General features: G+C 63.8%; 18 protein-coding genes. 13 read left to right on the top strand and 5 right to left on the bottom strand.

The window, feature by feature from the left end; translation table 11 throughout:
• Positions 1-28: 28 nt before the first annotated feature.
• Positions 29-622, bottom strand: a complete 594-nt coding sequence (locus EB233_RS14600) for a DUF922 domain-containing Zn-dependent protease (RefSeq protein WP_244277658.1) — start codon at positions 620-622, stop codon at positions 29-31.
• Positions 623-725: 103 nt separating this feature from the next.
• On the opposite strand from EB233_RS14600, the gene EB233_RS14605 reads away from it, so the two are divergent.
• Complete coding sequence (locus EB233_RS14605; protein ID WP_244277657.1) at positions 726-1,223, top strand: hypothetical protein; 498 nt, start codon at positions 726-728, stop codon at positions 1,221-1,223.
• A gap of 250 nt (positions 1,224-1,473) precedes the next feature.
• Here the strand turns inward: EB233_RS14605 and pdxR are convergent, their stop codons facing one another.
• A complete protein-coding gene (pdxR, locus tag EB233_RS14610) occupies positions 1,474-2,916 on the bottom strand; it encodes a MocR-like pyridoxine biosynthesis transcription factor PdxR (protein ID WP_064989281.1) in 1,443 nt (480 codons plus the stop codon).
• A gap of 29 nt (positions 2,917-2,945) precedes the next feature.
• On the opposite strand from pdxR, the gene EB233_RS14615 reads away from it, so the two are divergent.
• Positions 2,946-3,674, top strand: a complete 729-nt coding sequence (locus EB233_RS14615; protein ID WP_064989280.1) for a pyridoxamine 5'-phosphate oxidase family protein — start codon at positions 2,946-2,948, stop codon at positions 3,672-3,674.
• 197 nt (positions 3,675-3,871) lie between these two features.
• Here EB233_RS14615 and EB233_RS14620 read toward each other — a convergent pair whose 3' ends face one another.
• Positions 3,872-5,062 carry an integrase core domain-containing protein gene (locus EB233_RS14620; protein ID WP_171892234.1) on the bottom strand — a complete coding sequence of 397 codons (1,191 nt, stop codon included), beginning with the start codon at positions 5,060-5,062 and terminating at the stop codon, positions 3,872-3,874.
• Between the two features lie 235 nt (positions 5,063-5,297).
• On the opposite strand from EB233_RS14620, the gene EB233_RS14625 reads away from it, so the two are divergent.
• Together EB233_RS14625 and EB233_RS14630 are read left to right on the top strand one after the other, a co-directional pair.
• Positions 5,298-5,750, top strand: coding sequence for a GNAT family N-acetyltransferase (locus EB233_RS14625; RefSeq protein WP_064990860.1), 453 nt, complete (start codon positions 5,298-5,300; stop codon positions 5,748-5,750).
• A gap of 162 nt (positions 5,751-5,912) precedes the next feature.
• Positions 5,913-7,082 (top strand): aminotransferase-like domain-containing protein, encoded by a 1,170-nt coding sequence (locus tag EB233_RS14630; protein ID WP_171892297.1) that lies wholly within the window; start codon positions 5,913-5,915, stop codon positions 7,080-7,082.
• A gap of 24 nt (positions 7,083-7,106) precedes the next feature.
• Here EB233_RS14630 and EB233_RS14635 read toward each other — a convergent pair whose 3' ends face one another.
• Entirely contained in the window at positions 7,107-7,361 is a 255-nt protein-coding gene (locus EB233_RS14635) for a hypothetical protein (RefSeq protein ID WP_244277749.1), read from the bottom strand.
• Between the two features lie 175 nt (positions 7,362-7,536).
• Here EB233_RS14635 and EB233_RS14640 point away from each other — a divergent pair, with 175 nt between their 5' ends.
• Together EB233_RS14640 and EB233_RS14645 are read left to right on the top strand one after the other, a co-directional pair.
• Complete coding sequence (locus EB233_RS14640; protein WP_064990863.1) at positions 7,537-7,965, top strand: VOC family protein; 429 nt, start codon at positions 7,537-7,539, stop codon at positions 7,963-7,965.
• A 231-nt stretch (positions 7,966-8,196) separates the two neighbouring features.
• Complete coding sequence (locus tag EB233_RS14645; protein ID WP_064990864.1) at positions 8,197-8,712, top strand: hypothetical protein; 516 nt, start codon at positions 8,197-8,199, stop codon at positions 8,710-8,712.
• A 193-nt stretch (positions 8,713-8,905) separates the two neighbouring features.
• On the opposite strand, the gene EB233_RS14650 is transcribed toward EB233_RS14645, so the two are convergent.
• Positions 8,906-9,832: an IS110 family RNA-guided transposase gene (locus EB233_RS14650; protein WP_064988762.1), complete on the bottom strand. Its 927-nt coding sequence runs from the start codon at positions 9,830-9,832 to the stop codon at positions 8,906-8,908.
• Between the two features lie 590 nt (positions 9,833-10,422).
• On the opposite strand from EB233_RS14650, the gene EB233_RS14655 reads away from it, so the two are divergent.
• The 7 genes from EB233_RS14655 (at position 10,423) to EB233_RS14685 (ending at position 18,040) form a co-directional block, all read left to right on the top strand.
• On the top strand, positions 10,423-11,403 hold the full coding sequence (locus EB233_RS14655; protein WP_244277581.1) for an AraC family transcriptional regulator: 981 nt from the start codon (positions 10,423-10,425) through the stop codon (positions 11,401-11,403).
• A 189-nt stretch (positions 11,404-11,592) separates the two neighbouring features.
• Positions 11,593-12,312, top strand: coding sequence for an outer membrane protein (locus tag EB233_RS14660; RefSeq protein WP_064988008.1), 720 nt, complete (start codon positions 11,593-11,595; stop codon positions 12,310-12,312).
• 228 nt (positions 12,313-12,540) lie between these two features.
• Entirely contained in the window at positions 12,541-13,362 is an 822-nt protein-coding gene (locus EB233_RS14665; protein ID WP_064988009.1) for an outer membrane beta-barrel protein, read from the top strand.
• A gap of 165 nt (positions 13,363-13,527) precedes the next feature.
• A complete protein-coding gene (locus EB233_RS14670; RefSeq protein WP_081293916.1) occupies positions 13,528-14,145 on the top strand; it encodes a C39 family peptidase in 618 nt (205 codons plus the stop codon).
• A gap of 17 nt (positions 14,146-14,162) precedes the next feature.
• Positions 14,163-15,242: a D-alanine--D-alanine ligase family protein gene (locus tag EB233_RS14675; RefSeq protein ID WP_064988010.1), complete on the top strand. Its 1,080-nt coding sequence runs from the start codon at positions 14,163-14,165 to the stop codon at positions 15,240-15,242.
• A gap of 176 nt (positions 15,243-15,418) precedes the next feature.
• Positions 15,419-15,937, top strand: a complete 519-nt coding sequence (locus EB233_RS31815; RefSeq protein WP_244277582.1) for a helix-turn-helix transcriptional regulator — start codon at positions 15,419-15,421, stop codon at positions 15,935-15,937.
• A 129-nt stretch (positions 15,938-16,066) separates the two neighbouring features.
• Positions 16,067-18,040, top strand: a complete 1,974-nt coding sequence (locus EB233_RS14685) for an AI-2E family transporter (RefSeq protein ID WP_064988011.1) — start codon at positions 16,067-16,069, stop codon at positions 18,038-18,040.
• The last annotated feature ends 170 nt before the right edge of the window (positions 18,041-18,210 follow it).

The following is an 18,210-nucleotide window of genomic DNA, read 5'->3' on the forward strand; positions in this document are numbered from 1 at the left end:
AAAGGGCCACGCCGGTGCGATGGCCCCGTCAGCCGCCATTCACCAAAGCGAGGATCAGCTTCTGCAGATTGCCGCCCTGGCCGAGTTCGACACGGTCGAAATCGCGGCTGGCCTGTCGTTGAGCCTGCGAGAGCGCGGACAGGCGCTTGGTCATCTCGGTGCGGATCTTGCTGCATTTGGGGTCATCGGCGACCGTCAGGCCAACGGTCGCCGCCTCGATCTTGCGCACCATGTCGACAATGGTGGCGCCATGCACCTTTTCATGGGCGCTGACGCCGGCGAGGAAGACCTCCCAGTTCTTCTGGATGGCTGGGGGCAGCGGCGCGGAGGGGCTGGGCAAGGTGTAGGTGATGATCAGCTTGGGCTTGGCCGAGACCAGCACGCAGGCGCCGGCCCGGGCCTGATAGTCCCTGGTCCAGGTCAGCTTGAAATTGGTATGGGCGATGGCGCGGGCAGCGCCGACATTCGGCCCGTTCTCGCCGATCGACCGGTAGAGCTCCGGCCCGGACTGGCCTGAAATGGCGTAGGTCTCGACCTTCTCGACCGGCTTCCATTCGGCATGGGCGGCAGGCGGCGAGGCCACCAGGGCGGCCAGCAGAAGACACAGGCGAACTCTCGACACGACGCTCTCCACGCGAACCACCCGATCTTGCCGAACAGGCAATGCCACGGGATCGCTTTTCCTATATGCTGGCGGCGGGTGCCGCAATTGTCAGGGGGAAATCATGAAAGCGGGAGTTCTCGTCGTCGCCGGTGCCGTGCTTGCGCTGCAGACCGCGCCGCCGGCTTTTGCCGCATCGTGCAGCGGCTGGACCGCCAAGATGGAGGAAGACGAGGGCGGCAAGGTGCTGACCGCCTCGGTCTGCGGCGGGCCGAAGGGCGACGCGTACCTGATGCTGAACTGTTTCGACAATCCGGTGCTGAGCTACGATCTGGGCGCCAGCGGCCAGCAGATGGAGCCTGGCATAAGCGGCTCGTTCGACTTCAAGGCCGACGGCAAGACGGTGACCAAGACGCTGCAGCTCGAGGCCATGTACAATTATTTCGTGGTCGACCTGGCGAAGGCCGACCCGCTGCTCGACCTGTTGCGCGGGAAGGGCGATATTTCGGTCAGCGCGGCCAAGTATGGTTCGATCAGCTTTCCTCTGAAGGGATCGAGCGGCGCCATCGGCAAGGTGCTGGCGCAGTGCGGCAAGGCCAAACCCGCGGGTGATGCGGATTGATTGGAGAGCGACAGCCGGGCGAGGCGTTGGGTCGCTGAGCATCGAACGTCGGTGCCGCCCCTCATTGTCCTGCCGGACATTTCTCCCCGTATAGTGACGGGGAGAAAGGGTCAGCCGCAACGCTGGCGCCCTTTGTGCAAACGTCGGCGATTGGCGAAATCATTGGTGACCGTGTCCTTCTCCCCGTCACTATACGGGGAGAAGATGCCGGCAGGCAGATGAGGGGCGGCGCCGACCCCGCCATTGTTTCTCAATGCCCCGTCACCCCACCCAACCTTGCCGTCGCCGCCCTCAACTCCTGATCCGAGAATCCCGAAAATCCCAGCACCAGCCCGTGCCTCGGTACCCCGTCGATGAACATCGAGGACAGTGCCCGGGCGCCGACGCCCACGGCCTTCGCCGCCTCGACGATCGCCGTGTCCGGGCCGCCCTTCAGCATCGCCATCAGATGCAGCCCCTGTTCGGGCACCGTGACATCAAGCATATCGCCGCAATGCGCCTCGAGGCCGGCGACCAGCGCGTCGCGCGCGGCTTGCACGCGGCGGCGCACGCGCCTGAGATGCGCGGCGAAGTGGCCTTCGTTCAAGAGATCGGTCAGCGCGCCTTCGGCGAGTATCGAGGGGTAGCGGTCGGCGCGCGCCCGCACCGCCATCACGGCATCTAGCAGCGGCTCCGGCACCACGACATAGCCGATGCGGAGGCCGGGGAAGAGCACTTTCGAAAACGTGCCGAGATAGGCGACGCGGTCGGCGCCGTCCATGCCTTGCAGCGAGGTCAGCGGTGGCCCGGCATAACGGAATTCGCTGTCGTAATCGTCCTCGAAGATCCAGGCGTCGTTGCGCCGCGCCCAGTCGAGCAAGGCGAGGCGGCGGCGCATCGTCATCGTCACGCCGAGTGGATATTGGTGCGAGGGCGTGACATAGGCTGCGCGTGCCTTCGGACACAGGCGCTCGCCGATCTCGGGATCAAGCCCCTCGCTGTCCACTGGCACGCCGGCGACCCTGGCGCCGCTGCCGGCCAGCGCGGCATGGGCCATGGGGTAACAGGGGTTTTCGATCCATACGGCGTCACCTGGGCGGATCGCGGCTCGTACCAGGAGGTCGAGCCCCTGTTGCGTGCCCGAGGTCAGCACGATCTGGCCGGCGTCGCAGCGTACGCCGCGAGCGGTCCTGAGATACTTGGCAATCGCGGTGCGCAGCGCGATGCCGCCGCGCGGGTCGCCATAGCGGAAATGCTCTGGACCGGGGCGGGCTAAGTGGCGCGACAGCAGGATGCGGAACAGGTCGAGCGTGCGCGAGTCGGACACCGCCACGCCAAGGTCGCAAGGCAGCGAGGCGGCGACGTCGATCTCCGGCGGGCGCGCCTTGGCCAGTGTCGTCGGCAGATACGGTACGTCGCGCGCGACGAAGGTGCCGGCGCCGACCTTGGCGACCGCAAAGCCTTCAGAGATGAGCATTTCGAAACAGGCGACCGCCGCCGAGCGCGACAGGCCAAAGCGCCCCGCCAGATCGCGGGTGGTCGGCAATTTGGCGCCGGCGGCCAGGGCGCCGGTCTCGATCAGCCGCCGGAGAGCCGCATAGAGCTCGCGGCTGCGCGGGCCGTCGCCCGGCAGGACCGGGATCAGTGCCGACCAATCCGGCAAATTGGTCTGAATTTTATCATCTTGATTGGTTCTTTTTTCGACCAATGGCATGGCGCATGGTTGGCAGACAATAGTTGAGGATGCAAGCTGTGAACGACGTCGCCGCCAGTTTTCCGACCACCAGCCGCAACCGCGTCAAGCGCCTGCACGAGCGCGGCAGCTACGACCATGCGGCGGTCTTCGCGGTGCTGGATGCCGGGCTGATGTGCCATGTTGCCTACAATTTCGACGGCCAGCCCTACTGCACGCCGACGATCCACTGGCGCGAGGGCGACATGCTATATTGGCACGGTTCATCCGCCAGCCGCATGCTGCGCCAGCTGCGCGGCGGTACGCCGGCCTGCCTCACCGTGTCGCATCTCGACGGGCTGGTGCTGGCGCGCACCGGCTTCAACCATTCCGCCAACTACCGCTCGGCGATGTGCTTCGGCACCGCTGGGATCGTCGACGAGCCGGAGGAGAAGATGAAGGCGCTGGCCGGCGTCGTCGATCGTTTCTATCCCGGCCGCAGCGAGACCTTGCGGCCGATCTCGGCGCAGGAAGCCAAGGCGACGATGGTGATCGGCATGCGCATCGAGGAAGCATCGGCGAAGGTGCGCGCCAAGGGTGTCGCCGACGACGAGGAGGATTATGGCCATCCGGTCTGGGCTGGCGTCATCCCGGTGCGCATGGTGATCGGCGCGGCCGAGCCGTGCCCCAGGCTGCTGCCTGGTATCGAGCGGCCGGGGAACCTGGCTGGGTATGCGGAGGGCGAGCGGCTGGACCGGGCGCTGACGGAGGCGCAGAAGGCTTATGAGGGCGGGGTGTAGTTTCTGGTGCGATAAACACCAAGGCTGGCGCCGCCCCTCATTGTCCTGCCGGACATTTCTCCCCGTAAACGGGGCGAAAGGGCCTGTTGTCGGGGATTTCGCCAATCGCCAGCGTTGCAACAGCGCGGCGTTGCAGCTTGTCCAGCCGATAGATGGGTACCAGTTTGAACCGGATACATGGGTAACAGTTCTCCCCCTTATGATGGGTTCGCCGCCGCGCCAGGCGGTTTGGTTGGTGTGGCGCTTCGGCGAACCAGTTTCATGTGCTTGTGGTCGATGAAGCCGAGCGGATGGGCATAGAAGCGCATCGCCCATTCGCCGTTCTCAGTCTCTTCGATGGCAATCGGCTCGCCTGCCAGCGTGGCCGAGACGTAGATTTCGGCGCCCTGCCATTTGACGGCGCCGTTCTGGCGCACGCTGCGCACCGCCGCCTCGGCCGGATAATCCGGCTCGGGGGGCTTCCTGGGCATGGGACGGGTTGAGGGACAATAATGCTGTGATGGGGTGCCCATGCCAAGCGCCTCGTGCGGGCGCTCTTCATTGTAGCTGCGCCGGAAGGCCTCGAAGGCCTGGGCTTGAGCCGCCCTGTCGGCCTCCGGTGCCTTGGCCATCGGCAGCATGGTCAAATGGAAACGCTCATGGCGCCCGTTCTGCTGCGGCTTGCCCGGTTGGATGCGCTCAAGGGCGATGCCGAGCTTGATGAAGCGCGCCGCAAGCGGCGTCAGCCCGGCGACGCCGGCCGACGCAAATGGCGAGCCATTGTCGCTTCTGAACCGATCCGGCAGGCCGTTCTCCTCAAACAACCGCTCAAACACAGGCCAGGCTTCTTCATCCGCCGTCGAGCTTGTTGCCTCGAGCCCCAATAGGTAGCGGCTCGACACATCCATCACCGTCAGCGGTTCGCAACGCCATCCGTCGCGGGTCCGGAACCAACCCTTGTGGTCCCCGGTCCACACCGCGTTCGGCTCCGAAGCTTCCGGCCATGGCCCATTGCCTGCCGCCTTCCAGCGTTTGCGCCTACGCCCCACAAGTCCATGCCGCCTCAGAATCTCACCGGCCGTCGAGACCGCAGGCCAGCCGCAGCAGGGCTCCGCTCGCTTGAGCCTGGCCATGATCTTCTTGGCCCCCCACAGCGGGTGGATCTCCTTCATAGCCACGATCCGCCCCACCAAATCCTCGGCCGTCGCCCGGCCGTGATTGAGCGGCGCTCGCGGCCGATCGTGCAAACCTTCCGGACCAAACTCCCGATAACGCCCTAGCCATTTGTAGCCGCTCTTGCGCGAGATGCCGTAGGCCGCACACAGCTGCGTCATCGTCTCCTCGCCAGAAAGGCAGTCCACAACAAACCGGAGCCGCTCATCCATGATGCCAGTCTCTCGCCAAACCATCGCCGGTCCTCCCGGCGGACAAGAAAACTGTCACCCATCTAATCAGTCCATTCTGTTACCTATCTATCCGGTTCGGACACAGCTTCCTTCTCCCCGTCACTATACGGGGAGAAGTGCCCGGCAGGACAATGAGGGGCAGCGCCGGCCTTTGCCACTTTATCCACTATCGGCCTCGCACCCAAAGGCTCGCTCTTGATCTATTGCCGCCACCACCGCCTCGCGCTATCCCGTCACCATGATCACCTTCCGCAAGGCTGTTGCCTCCGACCTGCCTGCCATCGTCGCCATGCTGGCCGACGATCCGCTGGGGGCCGGCCGCGAGGACGCCTCTTTGCCGTTGGCGCAGGGCTATGTCGATGCCTTCGCCGCCATCGATGCCGACCCGAACCAGATGCTGGCGGTGGCCGTGGATGGGGCGGAGGTGATCGGCACGTTGCAGATCACCTTCCTGGCCGGGCTTTCGCGAAAAGGCGCCTGGCGCGGGCAGATCGAGGCGGTCCGTGTCGCCAGCGACAGGCGCTCGGGCGGCATCGGCAAGAAAATGTTCGAATGGGCGATCGATCAATGCCGGGCGCGTGGCTGTAGTGTCGTCCAGCTGACCACCGACAAGGGGCGTGCGGATGCGCACCGCTTTTATGACAGCCTCGGCTTCACCGGCAGCCATATTGGTTACAAGAAGACCTTGTAGGCGTTTCGCCCTAGCGGCGACTGGCGTATATCGCTAGGCCTTCAGGCCCTATTCAAATTGGCCGGCAAAGCGGATATAGGTCAGCTAGGTTGACCTATATGAAAATCGTCTGGGGAGGCGTGCTTGACCCTTTTGAACCTCCTGGCTTCGCGCTCTTCGCGCATGAAAGCCTCCGAAATCCGCGAGCTTTTGAAGCTGCTCGACCAGCCTGATATCATTTCGTTCGCCGGCGGCATTCCCGACCCTTCGCTGTTTCCGGCCGACGCCATCCGCGACGCCTATGCCGATGTGCTCGGCGGCGCCGAAGCCGGCGCGGCGCTGCAGTATCAGGTCTCGGAAGGCTATCTGCCGCTGCGGCGCTGGATCGCCGGGCAGATGGGCAAGCTCGGCGTCGCCTGTGACGAGGCCAACATCTTCATCACCTCCGGCTCGCAGCAGGCGCTGGATTATCTCGGCAAGCTGTTCCTGTCGCCGGGCGACACCGCGCTGGTGACCTGGCCGACCTATCTCGGCGCGCTGCAGGCGTTCAATGCCTATGAGCCGCGCTACGACCGGCTGCGGCCCGAAGGCGGCAACATGACGCCGGCGGCCTATCACGCCGCTGCCGCCGCGAATGGCGGCCGGGTGAAATTCGCCTATCTGGTGCCTGATTTCGCCAACCCGACCGGCAACACGCTGGACCGAAAGCAGCGCGAAGCGGTGCTCGACCTTGCCGGCGAACTCGACATCGCCGTCATCGAGGACGCCGCGTATCGGGCGCTGCGCTATGACGGCGAGGGCGTGCCGCCGATCCTGGCGCTCGACTGCGCGAGATCCGGCGGCATCGACAAAGCGCGCACGCTCTATTGCGGCTCGTTCTCGAAAATCCTGTCGCCGGGCATGAGGGTCGGCTGGGTGTGCGCGCCGCGCCACGTGGTGGAGAAACTGGTGCTGATGAAGCAGGCCTCCGATCTGCACAGCCCGTCGATCAACCAGATGGTCATGCACCGCGTCGCCGAATCCGTGTTCGATCGCCAGGTCGACAAGCTGATCGGCGCCTATCGCGAGCGCCGCGACAACCTGCTTGGCGCGCTAGAGGCCAACATGCCGGATGGCGTGACCTGGAGCCGCCCGGAAGGCGGCATGTTCGTCTGGGTGACGCTGCCGGAAGGGGCCGACGCCACCGCGCTGTTGGCACGATCGGTGAAGGAGGCGCGCGTCGCCTTCGTCCCCGGCAACGCCTTCTACGCCGACGGCAGCGGGCGCAACACGCTGCGGCTCTCCTTCACGCTGGCCGACCGCCGCGCGGTGGCCGAGGGCATTCCGCGGCTGGCGGCGCTGCTCAAGGGCTGAAACCCTCTTCGAAAGGCGGCACCCCTAAGCTGTCACGTTGACCAGCTGCCTGAGCTTCGCAAGCCTGGCGCGCGCCAGCTTGCGGATCGGCTTTTCGAACTTGTCCTCGCCGGTTTCGACGACGAAGACCAATGTCATGAAGTCGAGCATGAACTCGTCGATGGCGGTGGTGAGCGTCTGCGACTTGCCCTTGAACCGCCGCAGCAAGGCGGTTGCCTCCTCGACGTCACCGACACCGGCGCTGTCGATGAGCGCCTCGAGTCTCTGAAAACTGTCCAATCGCTGTTCCTCCCGCCGCGCCACGAAACTTCATCTGGGCCGGAAGGTTCCCTTGAGGCCTGAGAATTGTCGGCGGTTGTCAGCAGATCGATGTGCCGGCGGCTCCGCACCGGGTCCTCTACATTGACGGTGTTCAGTCGGGGCCTAAATTCGCCCCTTGCGAGGAGGAACTTTCATGGAAACGCAGGAACTGCATCGCGGCCGGCTTATCGATCACATCCAGCTGGTGGTGAGGGACCTCGCCGCCAGCCGGCGTTTCTACGAGGCCGTATTCCAGGCGCTCGACGTGCCGATCGGCGGCACCGGCGAGGATTATTTCTGGTGCGATGAGCTGTTCATCTCCAGCGCCGACAGTCGAGCCGCACAGGGAGAGCTCACCGGCCGTCACCATCTGGCTTTCCAGGCCAGAGATCACGCCATGGTCGATGCCTTCCACAAGGCAGGGCTGGCGGCCGGCGGCAAGGACAATGGCGCGCCGGGCGAGCGGCCCTATCATCCCGGCTACTACGCCGCCTTCCTGCTCGATCCGGACGGCAACAACATCGAGGCCGTCTATCACGGTCCGCACCGGCGCAGTGCCGCGTCGGTCAAGATCACCTTTTAGGACACTGCCTGGCCAGGAGACTGCCCGGAAGCTTGGTCTGGCAGCCATCCGGCGACGTGCGCCCCGATCCAACGGCGTGCACGTTGGTATCCTTGCGTTGCCAGATTGACGGCGCCAATGCTAACCGTGCGAATGGCGACAGGAATCGGCGCGTAAGCAAGGAACGTCGCCAATTTCTCAATAAAACGCCTGACAGAAACATCATTACCCCATCGTGGAGAAATATATTTCATGCAAAAGTCAACCAGGGCGATCTGTGCCGCCACGCTGTTCCTTGTGATTGGAACCACGGCTCTGGCCAATATATTATCTATTACTTATACATCAGTGGTACAGGCCCAGGAGGAATATCTTCCGACGCAGAAGGACTTCGTCGGCAAATGGAAGCTCAACGGCGGAGCCATCCGGCCACCGCGCGACATGAAGGATGCGCCGACGCCGGAACAGGAAGCGGCGGCCAATGAGTTCCAGCAGACGGTGACCAATTTCTACACAGCCTTCGACTATCTCGAGATCACGGCGGACGGCCGCTACAATTTTCATCAGCCCGGCGATCCGACCTCGGCGCCTTGCGTCTGGTGCGGAACATGGTCCTTCAGCAAGAGTTCGCTGTGGCTCAAGCTGGACACGGCGCCTCGGCTCGATATCTACGCCAAGGACGGCGATATCCAGATGACCTACACCGCCGAACCCGATGAAAAGTCGAAATACGCCTGGCTGGTCTTCGGCTGGACGAAGGTCGAGTAGGCCGCGCGCGATGCGCCGGTAGCGTTCATTCAGGGTTGGCGTAGCTCGCTACGTTCGTCATCCCTGGGCGAAGCAGGAGCGCAGCTCCGTCGCGGAGACCCTGGGATCAATGCCGCGACCTCGAACGAAGGGCGCAGCTGAGCAGAATTCCGCACCGCTGTAGCTCTCGAAAGTCGCGGCATGGCAACTGTGTTCAAGCGAAAGCTTTTTGATCTCGGATGATAGCGTTGAGGACGACGAGAAGCTTCCTGGCGACGGCGATGATGGCGAGTTTCTTGGAGCCGGATCGTGCAGCGATGGTGCTGTAGAACGCTTTGAACCGGTCACAGGCTCGAATAGCGCCGAGAGCTGCCATGTAGAGGGCGCGGCGCACGCGTGCTCGGCCACCCTGGATTTGGCTCCTGCGCCTGAGCTTGCCGCTCTTGTTGTCGAACGGGGCAAGGCCGACGAGTGCGGCGATCGACTTGGGTGAGCGCTGGCCGAGCTCGGGCAGGAGCGCCAGGAGCGAGAGCGCGGTGACCTTGGAGACCCCGGGCACGGAGACCATCAGAGCGTTGTCGCGGGCAGTGCCCTCGTTCTGACGAATGACTTGTGCGATCCGGGCCTCGAGCGCCTTGATGCGTGTGTTGAAGTCAGTGATCATCTCTTCGAACCCGGCGATGACGATCTCATCAAAAGCCTCACTGAGCTGCTTCTTCAAGTTTGCCCTGGTATCGACCAGCTGATCGCGGTAGCGGGCAAGCGATTGAAGATGTTCGTCTTCCTCACGCGGCGCCGGCTCGGCTTCAGGGTGATAGCGGCGGCCATAGCCGCTCAGCATCCTGGCGTCGAGAGGATCGGTCTTGGCGCGTCGCGCCGTCGACTTCGCATAATTGTGGGTGTGTGTCGGGTTGTGCCGCGAGAACGCCACACCTGCCTTGGCCAGGGCATGGCGCAGCAGCCGGTCATGGACGCCTGTCGCTTCCATGACCACAAAATCCTGGCCGGGGTGAAGGCCTGCCACATGAGCAGCTATCGCATCGGCATGGTTGTCTATGCGCTGACAACGACCGCTTGCCTCATCAAAAAAATCGAGCCACTGCTTGGAGATGTCGCAGCCGACATAGTTCTGCATTATCATGTCCACGCCTCTTCCTGTGGTGCGGGGTCTGCAGCTAACAGCCCCGTGCAACTGTTCAGGTTGATGGTTCACCGGTGGGAAGGAACCGAGCCATGCCACGGCCTGTCCAGAAATGGGCGACCAGGATCCCTTCGGTTTCCTTCCCACTTCGACCATAACACTGAACAAACACACAGGATCCTATGGTCTGCGCGGCGTCGCTTCGCTCCTTGCTCCGCCATAGGATGACGAAGCGGGTGTTGGAAGCGCATTTCGAGACAGGGCCTAACGTGTCTTGCATTTTTTGATGCGAGCTGTCCGAGAACCCTATGAACCCGCTGCCAGAAGCCGTGCCGCAGGCGCAGATTTAACCTAGACGAATAGCCGCCGATCCGCACGGACAGGCTCGGTCAAGCATCGCGCCTAGCTGGCGGTTCGACAACCCAGATGATTCCCGTGCTCTTGGATATTTCCGAGCATTTCTGAAATCTCGAACGCCGATTTTCGGCACATTCTTGACCGGGACGGCAATGAAATTGTCTTGCAAAGCACAGATATTACCGACTCTGGACAAGACATAAGCAAGTTCCATAGGGTGTGGTCTCTGGAAGGTGCGGGAAGGGGCGGTTACACTGAAAAAGAACGTCTTCTCCTCAGTCGATCTGCCGTCATATCTGGACGATCGCGCGCGGTTCGCGCTCTGGCAGGATATCCATGTCGCCGAGATCTGGTCGGTCGAATATGCCATCTCGGCCAACCGGTCATTCGCCGCGGCCATCGAGGCCATGCCGGTGGGGCCGCTGGTGCTCGGGCAGATGGCCGGAACGATCCAGCATGCCAGCCGCAAGACTCGCAACATCGCCGACGATGGCCGTGACGGCTATCTCCTGTTGATCAACAATGGCGACACCAGGCTGAGCGGCGCCCAAATCGGCCGCGACTACAGCGTGGCCAAGGGGGAGGCCGCACTGGTATCGGCCTCCGAAGCGCTGGAAATGAGTGGCGGCGACAGCAATGTCTGGGCCAACATCGTCGTCCCGCGCGAGATCCTGGAAAATGCTTTCGCCCATGCCGACGACCGGCTGGCACTGACCGTGGCGGCCGACAATGAGGCGCTGGGCATGCTCAGGCGCTATTGCAGCTTCCTGGAAGCAGGTCCGGTCCTGGTTTCACCTGACCTCATCACCCATGCCACCGAAACGATTGTCGACCTGATCGGCCTGGCGATCGGCGCCAAGGGCGATCCAGCCGAACTTGCCGGCATGCGCGGCCTGCGCGCGGCACGGCTGCAGGCCATACTGGACAAGATCCGTGACAACTTCGCCGATCCCGCCGTCTCGGCCCAGCAGGTCGCCCAACAGTTGCGGCTCTCCGTGCGTTATGTCCATGATCTGCTGCAGGAAAGCGGTGCCAGCTTCGCCGAACGCATTCTCGAACTGCGCCTGCAAAGGGCCCACCGGATGCTCAGCGACAGGCGCAACGACCGCATGCGGATCAGCGAGATCGCGTTGCTGAGCGGCTTCTCCGATGTTTCCTATTTCAACCGCTGCTTCCGTCGCCGCTTCGGCTCGACGCCGAGCGGCGCCAGATAAGGCATCCGAGAGTCTGCCTCGTCCGGTGTGCGCAACGGCCACACCGGACGGGAAAACATCACGGCGCGCCTGGAGACAAGTCCGGTGCGTTCCAGCCCAAGACGCGGGACGGCGAACAATGCAACACCGCGATGTATCGGCGTGGAACATCTCCGCGGCGGCGAACATGTCGGGGGCCTCGGACAAGCAATGAAAACGTTTCTTCTCGCCACAGCCTTCCTGCTTGGATCCGCCGGCATGGCTTCAGCCGCTGATGCCGGCGCGACCTTGCCTGCCGCCGCCTACAACTGGTCCGGCGCCTATATAGGGGCACAGGCCGGGTACGGATGGGGCGACGCAAGGGTTGGCCAGACTTTCGCGCCTGACAGTTTTGAGGGCTACGGCTGGGGCTACGGCAGCATGTCGGGCGGCTTCGGCGGCCTCTACGCCGGCTATATGAAGCAGTTCGACGGCGGCCTGGTGCTTGGCATCGAGGGCGACTACAGTTTCGCAAATCGCAAGGATACGACCGTCTATCAGGCGCTGGGGGTCGATGATCCCGGCTTCGGCGGCGTGCTCGAACTGAACGCGATCGGGTCCGCTCGCCTGAGGGCCGGCTACGCGATGGATCGGTGGCTTCCCTTCGTCACCGCCGGCGTGGCGATGGCGCACTACAAGCACAGCACCGTCTTCCTTCCGAGCGAGGATGTCTATGCCGATGTCGAGGACACCATCGCGGGCTATGCGCTGGGCGCCGGCGCCGAATATGCCGTCACCGACAATTGGGTGGTCCGGGGCGAATATCGCTTTGCCGATTTCGGCCGCCATGTCTCCATACGGCACTCGACCTTCGATGGGGCTCCCATAAATCCCGATGCGATCGAATTGAGGACGCACGATATCCGGCTCGGCATCGCCTACAAATTCTGAGCGGGACCGTCCCGCCGGCCAGGGTTCCGGCCGATGCCGAACGGCCACACCGGCGACGCGCCAAGCGCGGCAGCGCATTCCAGGACAATTCGCATGCGGTCCAGCCCAAGACGCCGGACGGCGAACAATGCAACACCAAGGGGTGGACAGGCCGGCGATCGCGCCGGGCCGGTTCACCGTCATCTTCGACCGGACGTGGGGTCCGGGGTTCATCTTCGGGGGCTTCCAATGCATCGCTTTTCACTCGTCGTCGCGTCGCTGGCCGCCACGACATCGGCTTTTGCCGCCGACGCCTTGCCGTCGTTCTCCGGCGAGACGGTGGCGACGCCGCATATTTCGGGTTACGGCGAACTCTATCTCGGCGGCCTCCGCTTTGTCGGCGACGACTACACGACCCGGGCCGGTGGCGGCGCCGCCCGCGTCAATATCGCCTTTGCCCAGCGCTGGAACCTGCAGGGCGACCTGACCTACGACCGCATATGGGGTCACTATGACCCCCTGGACGACACGCGCGGCGCGATCCATGGCTACTATCGCGATCCCGACACGTTCGCCGCCGGCCTTTTCGCCTCCTACGCATCGATTGGCCAAACCGGCGTGACCGTAAATAACTATGCAATCGGCCCGGAAGCCCAGCTCTATCTCGGCAATCTTACCCTTTACGGCCAGGCCAGCGTCGGCCAGCTCACCATCAACGACTTTCATGGCGACCAGTGGGGCGTGCGCGGCGTGGCGCGCTATTTCGTCCAGAAGAACCTTCGGCTCGATGCGGAGCTCGACTTCAACCAAACAGACTATGACGGCACCAGCGAGAACGTGGTCGGTGCCGCCGTCCAGGCGATGTACCGGTTCGACGAAACGCCATGGGCGGTGTTCGGACGCTACGAATTCGAACAGAGGAAGTTCGGAACGTCCACCGAGGGCATCAAGGCCAATAAGTTCGTCATCGGGCTGCGCGCCAGCTTCGGCAGCGAGACGCTGTTCGACGAAGACCGCAACGGCGCGACAATGGACACCCACGGGGCCGCTTCGGTGATCAACACGAAGTAAGGGGCGAGCGCGGCGGACACAGTCCCGGAGCTTGATCTCCGTCGACGCCGTCCACACGGACCGGCTAGCCGGAACGCGGCTTCAGGGGAGATCACCCTTCCAAGTGGCTTTTCATTTCTCGTATCCTCGTATACGAGATTGGATTGATCTGCCTCGAGGAGCCGCATGAGTCCATTGCCTGAAGCCGTGCCGTTTTTCAGCCAGTGGGAAACGCCCGACATGACGTTGGCGGTGCTCGCGGATGGCGCGGAGGCCGCGCTCAGGCGCGATCCGCTGTGGCGCGGCTCAGGCGCGGAAACGCTGGACGAATACGCGGTCTGGGCCGCCAACATCTGCGGCATGGCGTGCCTGAAAATGATCCTGGCGACGCGCGGCGAGATCGTACCGACGATCGAACTGGCGAGGCGCTGCAGCGCATATGGCGGCTATGTCGTCAATGACGGCTCGATCAAGGGGCTGATCTACGCGCCTTTCGTCAGCTTCGTGCAGGCGGAATTCGGCCTGCAGGTGCAGGTGATGACCAATGTCGCGACGGCGGACATTCCGGCGATTCTTGGCCGGTCATCCTTCTTCATCGCTTCGGTCAGCAGTTCGATCCGCTGGCCCGAGCGCGAGCCGCCGTCGAAGGGTGGGCATCTGGTGCTGTTGACGGCGGCGTCCGATGACGGTTTTCGCTTTCACAACCCATCCGGCCATACCAGCGCCACACAGACAAACGCAGTGTTGGCGCCTGCCGATTTCGACCGCTTCTTTGCCAATCGCGGCATTGCCGTCACCATTTGATTCTTTGAGGGGTTTCAATGACCGGGAAGACAAGAGTAGCCATCCTCTATGGCGGGCGCTCGGCCGAGCATGACGTGTCGCGCCTTTCGGCCGCCAATGTGCTGAAGGCGATCGACCGGACGCGCTACGAGGTGGTGCCGATCGCCATCTCCAGGGATGGCAGATGGCGGCTGCAAAGATCGTCCGGGGCTGGCGGCGACGGAGCAGGGGCTCCGGTATCCGAGGATGGCATCGAGGTTGCCCTGTTGCCTGGCGGCAAGGGAAGGCTGGTGGCCGCGCCGCATGACGGTGCGCACACTGACCTGCCGCCGGTCGATGTCGTCTTTCCCGTGCTGCACGGGCCGTTCGGCGAGGACGGTTCGGTGCAAGGCTATGCCGAAATTGCCGATGTCGCCTATGTCGGCTGCGGCATCCTGGCTTCCGCAGCCGCCATGGACAAGGATGTCGCCAAGCGGCTGCTGCGCGAGGCCGGCCTTTCGGTTGCCCGCTCCGTCACCGTGCTTAGAGGCGATGTCGGTTCCTTCCAGGAGGTCGCCGGGGCGCTGGGGCTGCCTTTCTTCGCCAAGCCGGCGCGCCAGGGTTCGTCCTTCGGGGTGAGCAAGGTGAACGACAGGGATGGCTTCGACGAGGCCGTCGAAACGGCCTTGCGCTATGACAGCAAGGCGCTGATCGAGGAATTCGTCGACGGCCGCGAAATCGAGTGTTCAGTGCTGGAGCGGGCCGATGGTTCGCTGACGGTTTCGCTGCCCGGCGAGATCATCCCGGCAGGCAAGCATGGGTTCTACACCTATGAGGCCAAATATCTCGATGCCGACGGCGCGCTGGTCAAGGTGCCCGCCGATGTCCCGGCCGGTGTCGCCGACAGAGCGAAGGAGATGGCCGCGCGGGCTTTCCGGGCGCTCGGCTGCGAGGCCATGGCGCGCGTCGACTTCTTCCTGCGCGCCGACGGTTCGCTGCTGGTCAACGAGGTCAACACGCTGCCCGGCTTCACCGACATTTCCATGTACGCCAAGGCACTGGCGGCGATCGGCATCGGCTATGGCGAGGTGATCGACGCGCTGATCGAGCACGCGCTGGCCAGGCATGCGGCACGCTGAGCGGGCTCCACGTCTCTCGCGCTCTGCTCCTGTTCGGGAACAGAGCATCGTGCAAAGACTTGACTTGAAATTTGCTCCCGTACGGTGTCTGGCCTGCAAATCCTGATCCCGATCGGGGGCAGTCCAGCTTGAATCTCGATCCCAAGCTTGCTATGTTCCCGTCCGGGATCAAGCCTATGCCGAAGACGACCACGCCTGTTCCGACCGCCGCGCCGCCGAGCGCGATCGAAATCGCCCGCCGCGCCGCAGGGTCCGTTCCTCGAATTGCCCATGTCACCGAACAGGGTGACTTGTTCGGGCCGCTGACACCGATTGCTCCGGCTCACGGCGTCTCAAACGATGAGGACCTGGAAGACACGCTGACCCTGAATGATGCAAAGCCTGTCGCGGTATCGCCGCCGCGCCGGCTCCCTTCGGCCATGAGCGATGGCGGCGACACCGCAGGGCAATCCACCCCGCAGGTTTCCACAGGGCGCCAGCAGACGAGTACCATAACGTCATCGGCGGATATCGGCCGGCTGGTGCGCGAAGCCCGCAAACGAGGGAATTTCTCGCAACAAAAGTTCGCCGATCTCGCCGGGGTTGGCCGGCGTTTTCTGTCTGAGCTGGAGAACGGCAAGCCGACACTCGAGCTGGGCAAAGTGCTGAAGGTCGCCAACGCCGCCGGTATTGTGCTCTTCGCCAGGAAGCGCTGAGTGGGGCCAGGCAATCGGGCCGCGCCCGGCCGCATGACACCGACCAAGTCCCGCGAGACATCCCATTGCCGCCAAAGTTGCGCGCCGGCTCAATATATCAGACGATGCTAATCGGCAGGGGGGACATCAATGGTGGCCAATCGTCGAAACGGCGCGGCGTCGACGCCTCAGGGGCTGGACGATATTCTTTCGCCCGCCGCGCCTCATCCGCGAACCGCCTTGCCCAATGTGGCGACCACCGTAACCACGGTGGCGGCGCTGTATTTCGGGCGCGAAGTGTTCCTGCCGATCGCTATCGCGCTGCTTTTGACCTTCGCGCTGGCGCCGCTCGTCTCGGCGCTCAGACGGGTCGGCATTCCCCGGATCGCCGCCGTTATCGCCAGTGTGTTGGCCGCCTTTGCTGCCCTGGCCTTGTTCAGCTTCATCGTCGCGACCCAGGTCAGCGAACTGGCGCAGAACATTCCGGTCTACCAGACCAACATCCTGGCCAAGATCCGCTCACTCAAGGAAACCGGCGTTGGCGGCGGGATCATTTCGAGATTGAGTCGCGTGGTCGAGCGTGTCGGCCAGGAGATCGACAAGCAGGACGCCACGCTGCCGGCCGCCACGCCGGAGAAGCCGCCGCGCGAGCCGGTGCCCGTCGAGATCGTCTCGCGCGAAAAGCCGCTCGAGGTCCTGCAGAACATCGTCGGTCCGCTGATCAGCCCGCTCGGGTCGGCCGGCCTGATCATCGTCGTCGTCATCTTCATGCTGCTCGAACGGGAGGATCTGCGCGACCGCTTCATCCGGCTTGTCGGCTATGGCGACCTTCACCGCACCACCGAGGCGCTTCGCGACGCGGGAAAAAGGGTCGGCCTCTATCTGCTGATGCAATTGGTGGTCAACATCGTCTACGCCATACCGATCGCCATCGGGCTGTGGGTGCTCGGCATTCCCAATGCCCTGCTGTGGGGGATGCTGGCGCTGGCGCTGCGCTTCGTTCCCTATATCGGCCCGGCCATCGGCATGCTTCTGCCGCTGTTCCTGGCGCTCGCAGTGGCGCCCGGCTGGGCGCTCGTCGCGTGGACGGCCGCTTTGTTCGTGGTGATGGAGCTCATCACCGGCAACGTCGTCGAACCCTGGCTTTATGGGTCGCGAACCGGGCTGTCGCCGCTGGCGATCATCGTCGCGGCGATCTTCTGGACGTGGCTGTGGGGACCGCTCGGGCTTGTGCTGTCGACGCCGCTCACCGTCTGCCTGGTGGTGCTGGGCAGGCACGTGCCGCAGTTCGAGTTCCTCGACGTGCTGTTCGGCAATGAGCCGGTGCTGGAACCTCACGCACGTCTCTACCAGCGGCTCCTGGCCGGCGACCCGGACGAAGCCACCGATCATGCCGAGGAGATGCTCGAGGAAAAATATCTGGTCGACTTCTACGACAAGGTGGCCATTCCGGCCCTGCTCTTGGGCGAGCGCGACCGCGTGCGCGGCGTCATGGGCGATATGCAGAGACGGCAAGTGGCGGCCAGCGCGCTGACGCTGGTGGCCAATCTCGATGAGGATGCGAAGGAGGAGGCGGACGAGGAGGATGCGCCTGAAGTGAGCGGGGAGGCGGACGAGAACGGCGAAGCCGGCGACGAGGACGCGGCCGATCTGCCCGACGGCACCGGCCTGTCGGTGCTGTGCGCTGGCGGGCGAGGGGAACTCGACGACGCCGCCGCCGCGATGCTGGCGCAGGTGCTGGAAGTACAAGGCGCGGCCGCGTCGAAGGCGGGCTTTGCCGAGATGGAGCCGTCGAGCATCCGCCGCCTCGACCTCGGGGCGATCGACACCGTGGTGGTCGGCTTCCTCAACCGGGATTCGGTCAAGCACGCCCGCTTCCTGGTCCGCCGGCTGAAGCGCGCGAAAGCGGGGCTGCGGGTGGGCATCGTATTCTGGTCCGAAGCAGGCAACGACGACAGTCAAGCGGCCGCCAGCCTCGCCCATGAAATAAACGCGGATTTCGTGGCGCATGGCATGGTCGATGCGGTGACGGGCGCGCTGTCGAAGGAGCAGGCGGTGGCGCTGAAGCTGGTCGCCAAACGGCGCCGGCCACGGCTGGGGGCGAAGAAAACGGCGGCGGGATAGGAAGCAAGCTCGTTTACTTTGGAGCGACAACGTTTGACCCGCAGAGGGGCGATCGTTGTCCTGCAATGCAGACGGAACATAGGAAGTTCTGGAGCATTGCTACTGGACGTCACTGGAACCGCCAACTCGTTTCCAACTTGCGGCTTAAAATGCGACTCTCATTGAAGGAG

Origin of the sequence: Mesorhizobium erdmanii (genome assembly GCF_013170725.1) — a bacterium.
GTDB lineage: Bacteria > Pseudomonadota > Alphaproteobacteria > Rhizobiales > Rhizobiaceae > Mesorhizobium > Mesorhizobium erdmanii.

Excerpts from the sequence above, each read along its gene's own strand:
- EB233_RS14645 (WP_064990864.1), top strand. The coding sequence starts at position 8,197 with ATGCAAAAGTCAACCAGGGCGATCTGTGCCGCCACGCTGTTCCTTGTG.
- EB233_RS31815 (WP_244277582.1), top strand. The coding sequence starts at position 15,419 with ATGCCGAAGACGACCACGCCTGTTCCGACCGCCGCGCCGCCGAGCGCG.
- EB233_RS14640 (WP_064990863.1), top strand. The coding sequence starts at position 7,537 with ATGGAAACGCAGGAACTGCATCGCGGCCGGCTTATCGATCACATCCAG.
- EB233_RS14620 (WP_171892234.1), bottom strand. The coding sequence starts at position 5,062 with ATGGTTTGGCGAGAGACTGGCATCATGGATGAGCGGCTCCGGTTTGTT.
- EB233_RS14665 (WP_064988009.1), top strand. The coding sequence starts at position 12,541 with ATGCATCGCTTTTCACTCGTCGTCGCGTCGCTGGCCGCCACGACATCG.
- EB233_RS14625 (WP_064990860.1), top strand. The coding sequence starts at position 5,298 with ATGATCACCTTCCGCAAGGCTGTTGCCTCCGACCTGCCTGCCATCGTC.
- EB233_RS14630 (WP_171892297.1), top strand. The coding sequence starts at position 5,913 with ATGAAAGCCTCCGAAATCCGCGAGCTTTTGAAGCTGCTCGACCAGCCT.
- EB233_RS14615 (WP_064989280.1), top strand. The coding sequence starts at position 2,946 with ATGCAAGCTGTGAACGACGTCGCCGCCAGTTTTCCGACCACCAGCCGC.
- EB233_RS14670 (WP_081293916.1), top strand. The coding sequence starts at position 13,528 with ATGAGTCCATTGCCTGAAGCCGTGCCGTTTTTCAGCCAGTGGGAAACG.
- pdxR (WP_064989281.1), bottom strand. The coding sequence starts at position 2,916 with ATGCCATTGGTCGAAAAAAGAACCAATCAAGATGATAAAATTCAGACC.
- EB233_RS14675 (WP_064988010.1), top strand. The coding sequence starts at position 14,163 with ATGACCGGGAAGACAAGAGTAGCCATCCTCTATGGCGGGCGCTCGGCC.
- EB233_RS14685 (WP_064988011.1), top strand. The coding sequence starts at position 16,067 with ATGGTGGCCAATCGTCGAAACGGCGCGGCGTCGACGCCTCAGGGGCTG.
- EB233_RS14605 (WP_244277657.1), top strand. The coding sequence starts at position 726 with ATGAAAGCGGGAGTTCTCGTCGTCGCCGGTGCCGTGCTTGCGCTGCAG.
- EB233_RS14660 (WP_064988008.1), top strand. The coding sequence starts at position 11,593 with ATGAAAACGTTTCTTCTCGCCACAGCCTTCCTGCTTGGATCCGCCGGC.
- EB233_RS14650 (WP_064988762.1), bottom strand. The coding sequence starts at position 9,832 with ATGATAATGCAGAACTATGTCGGCTGCGACATCTCCAAGCAGTGGCTC.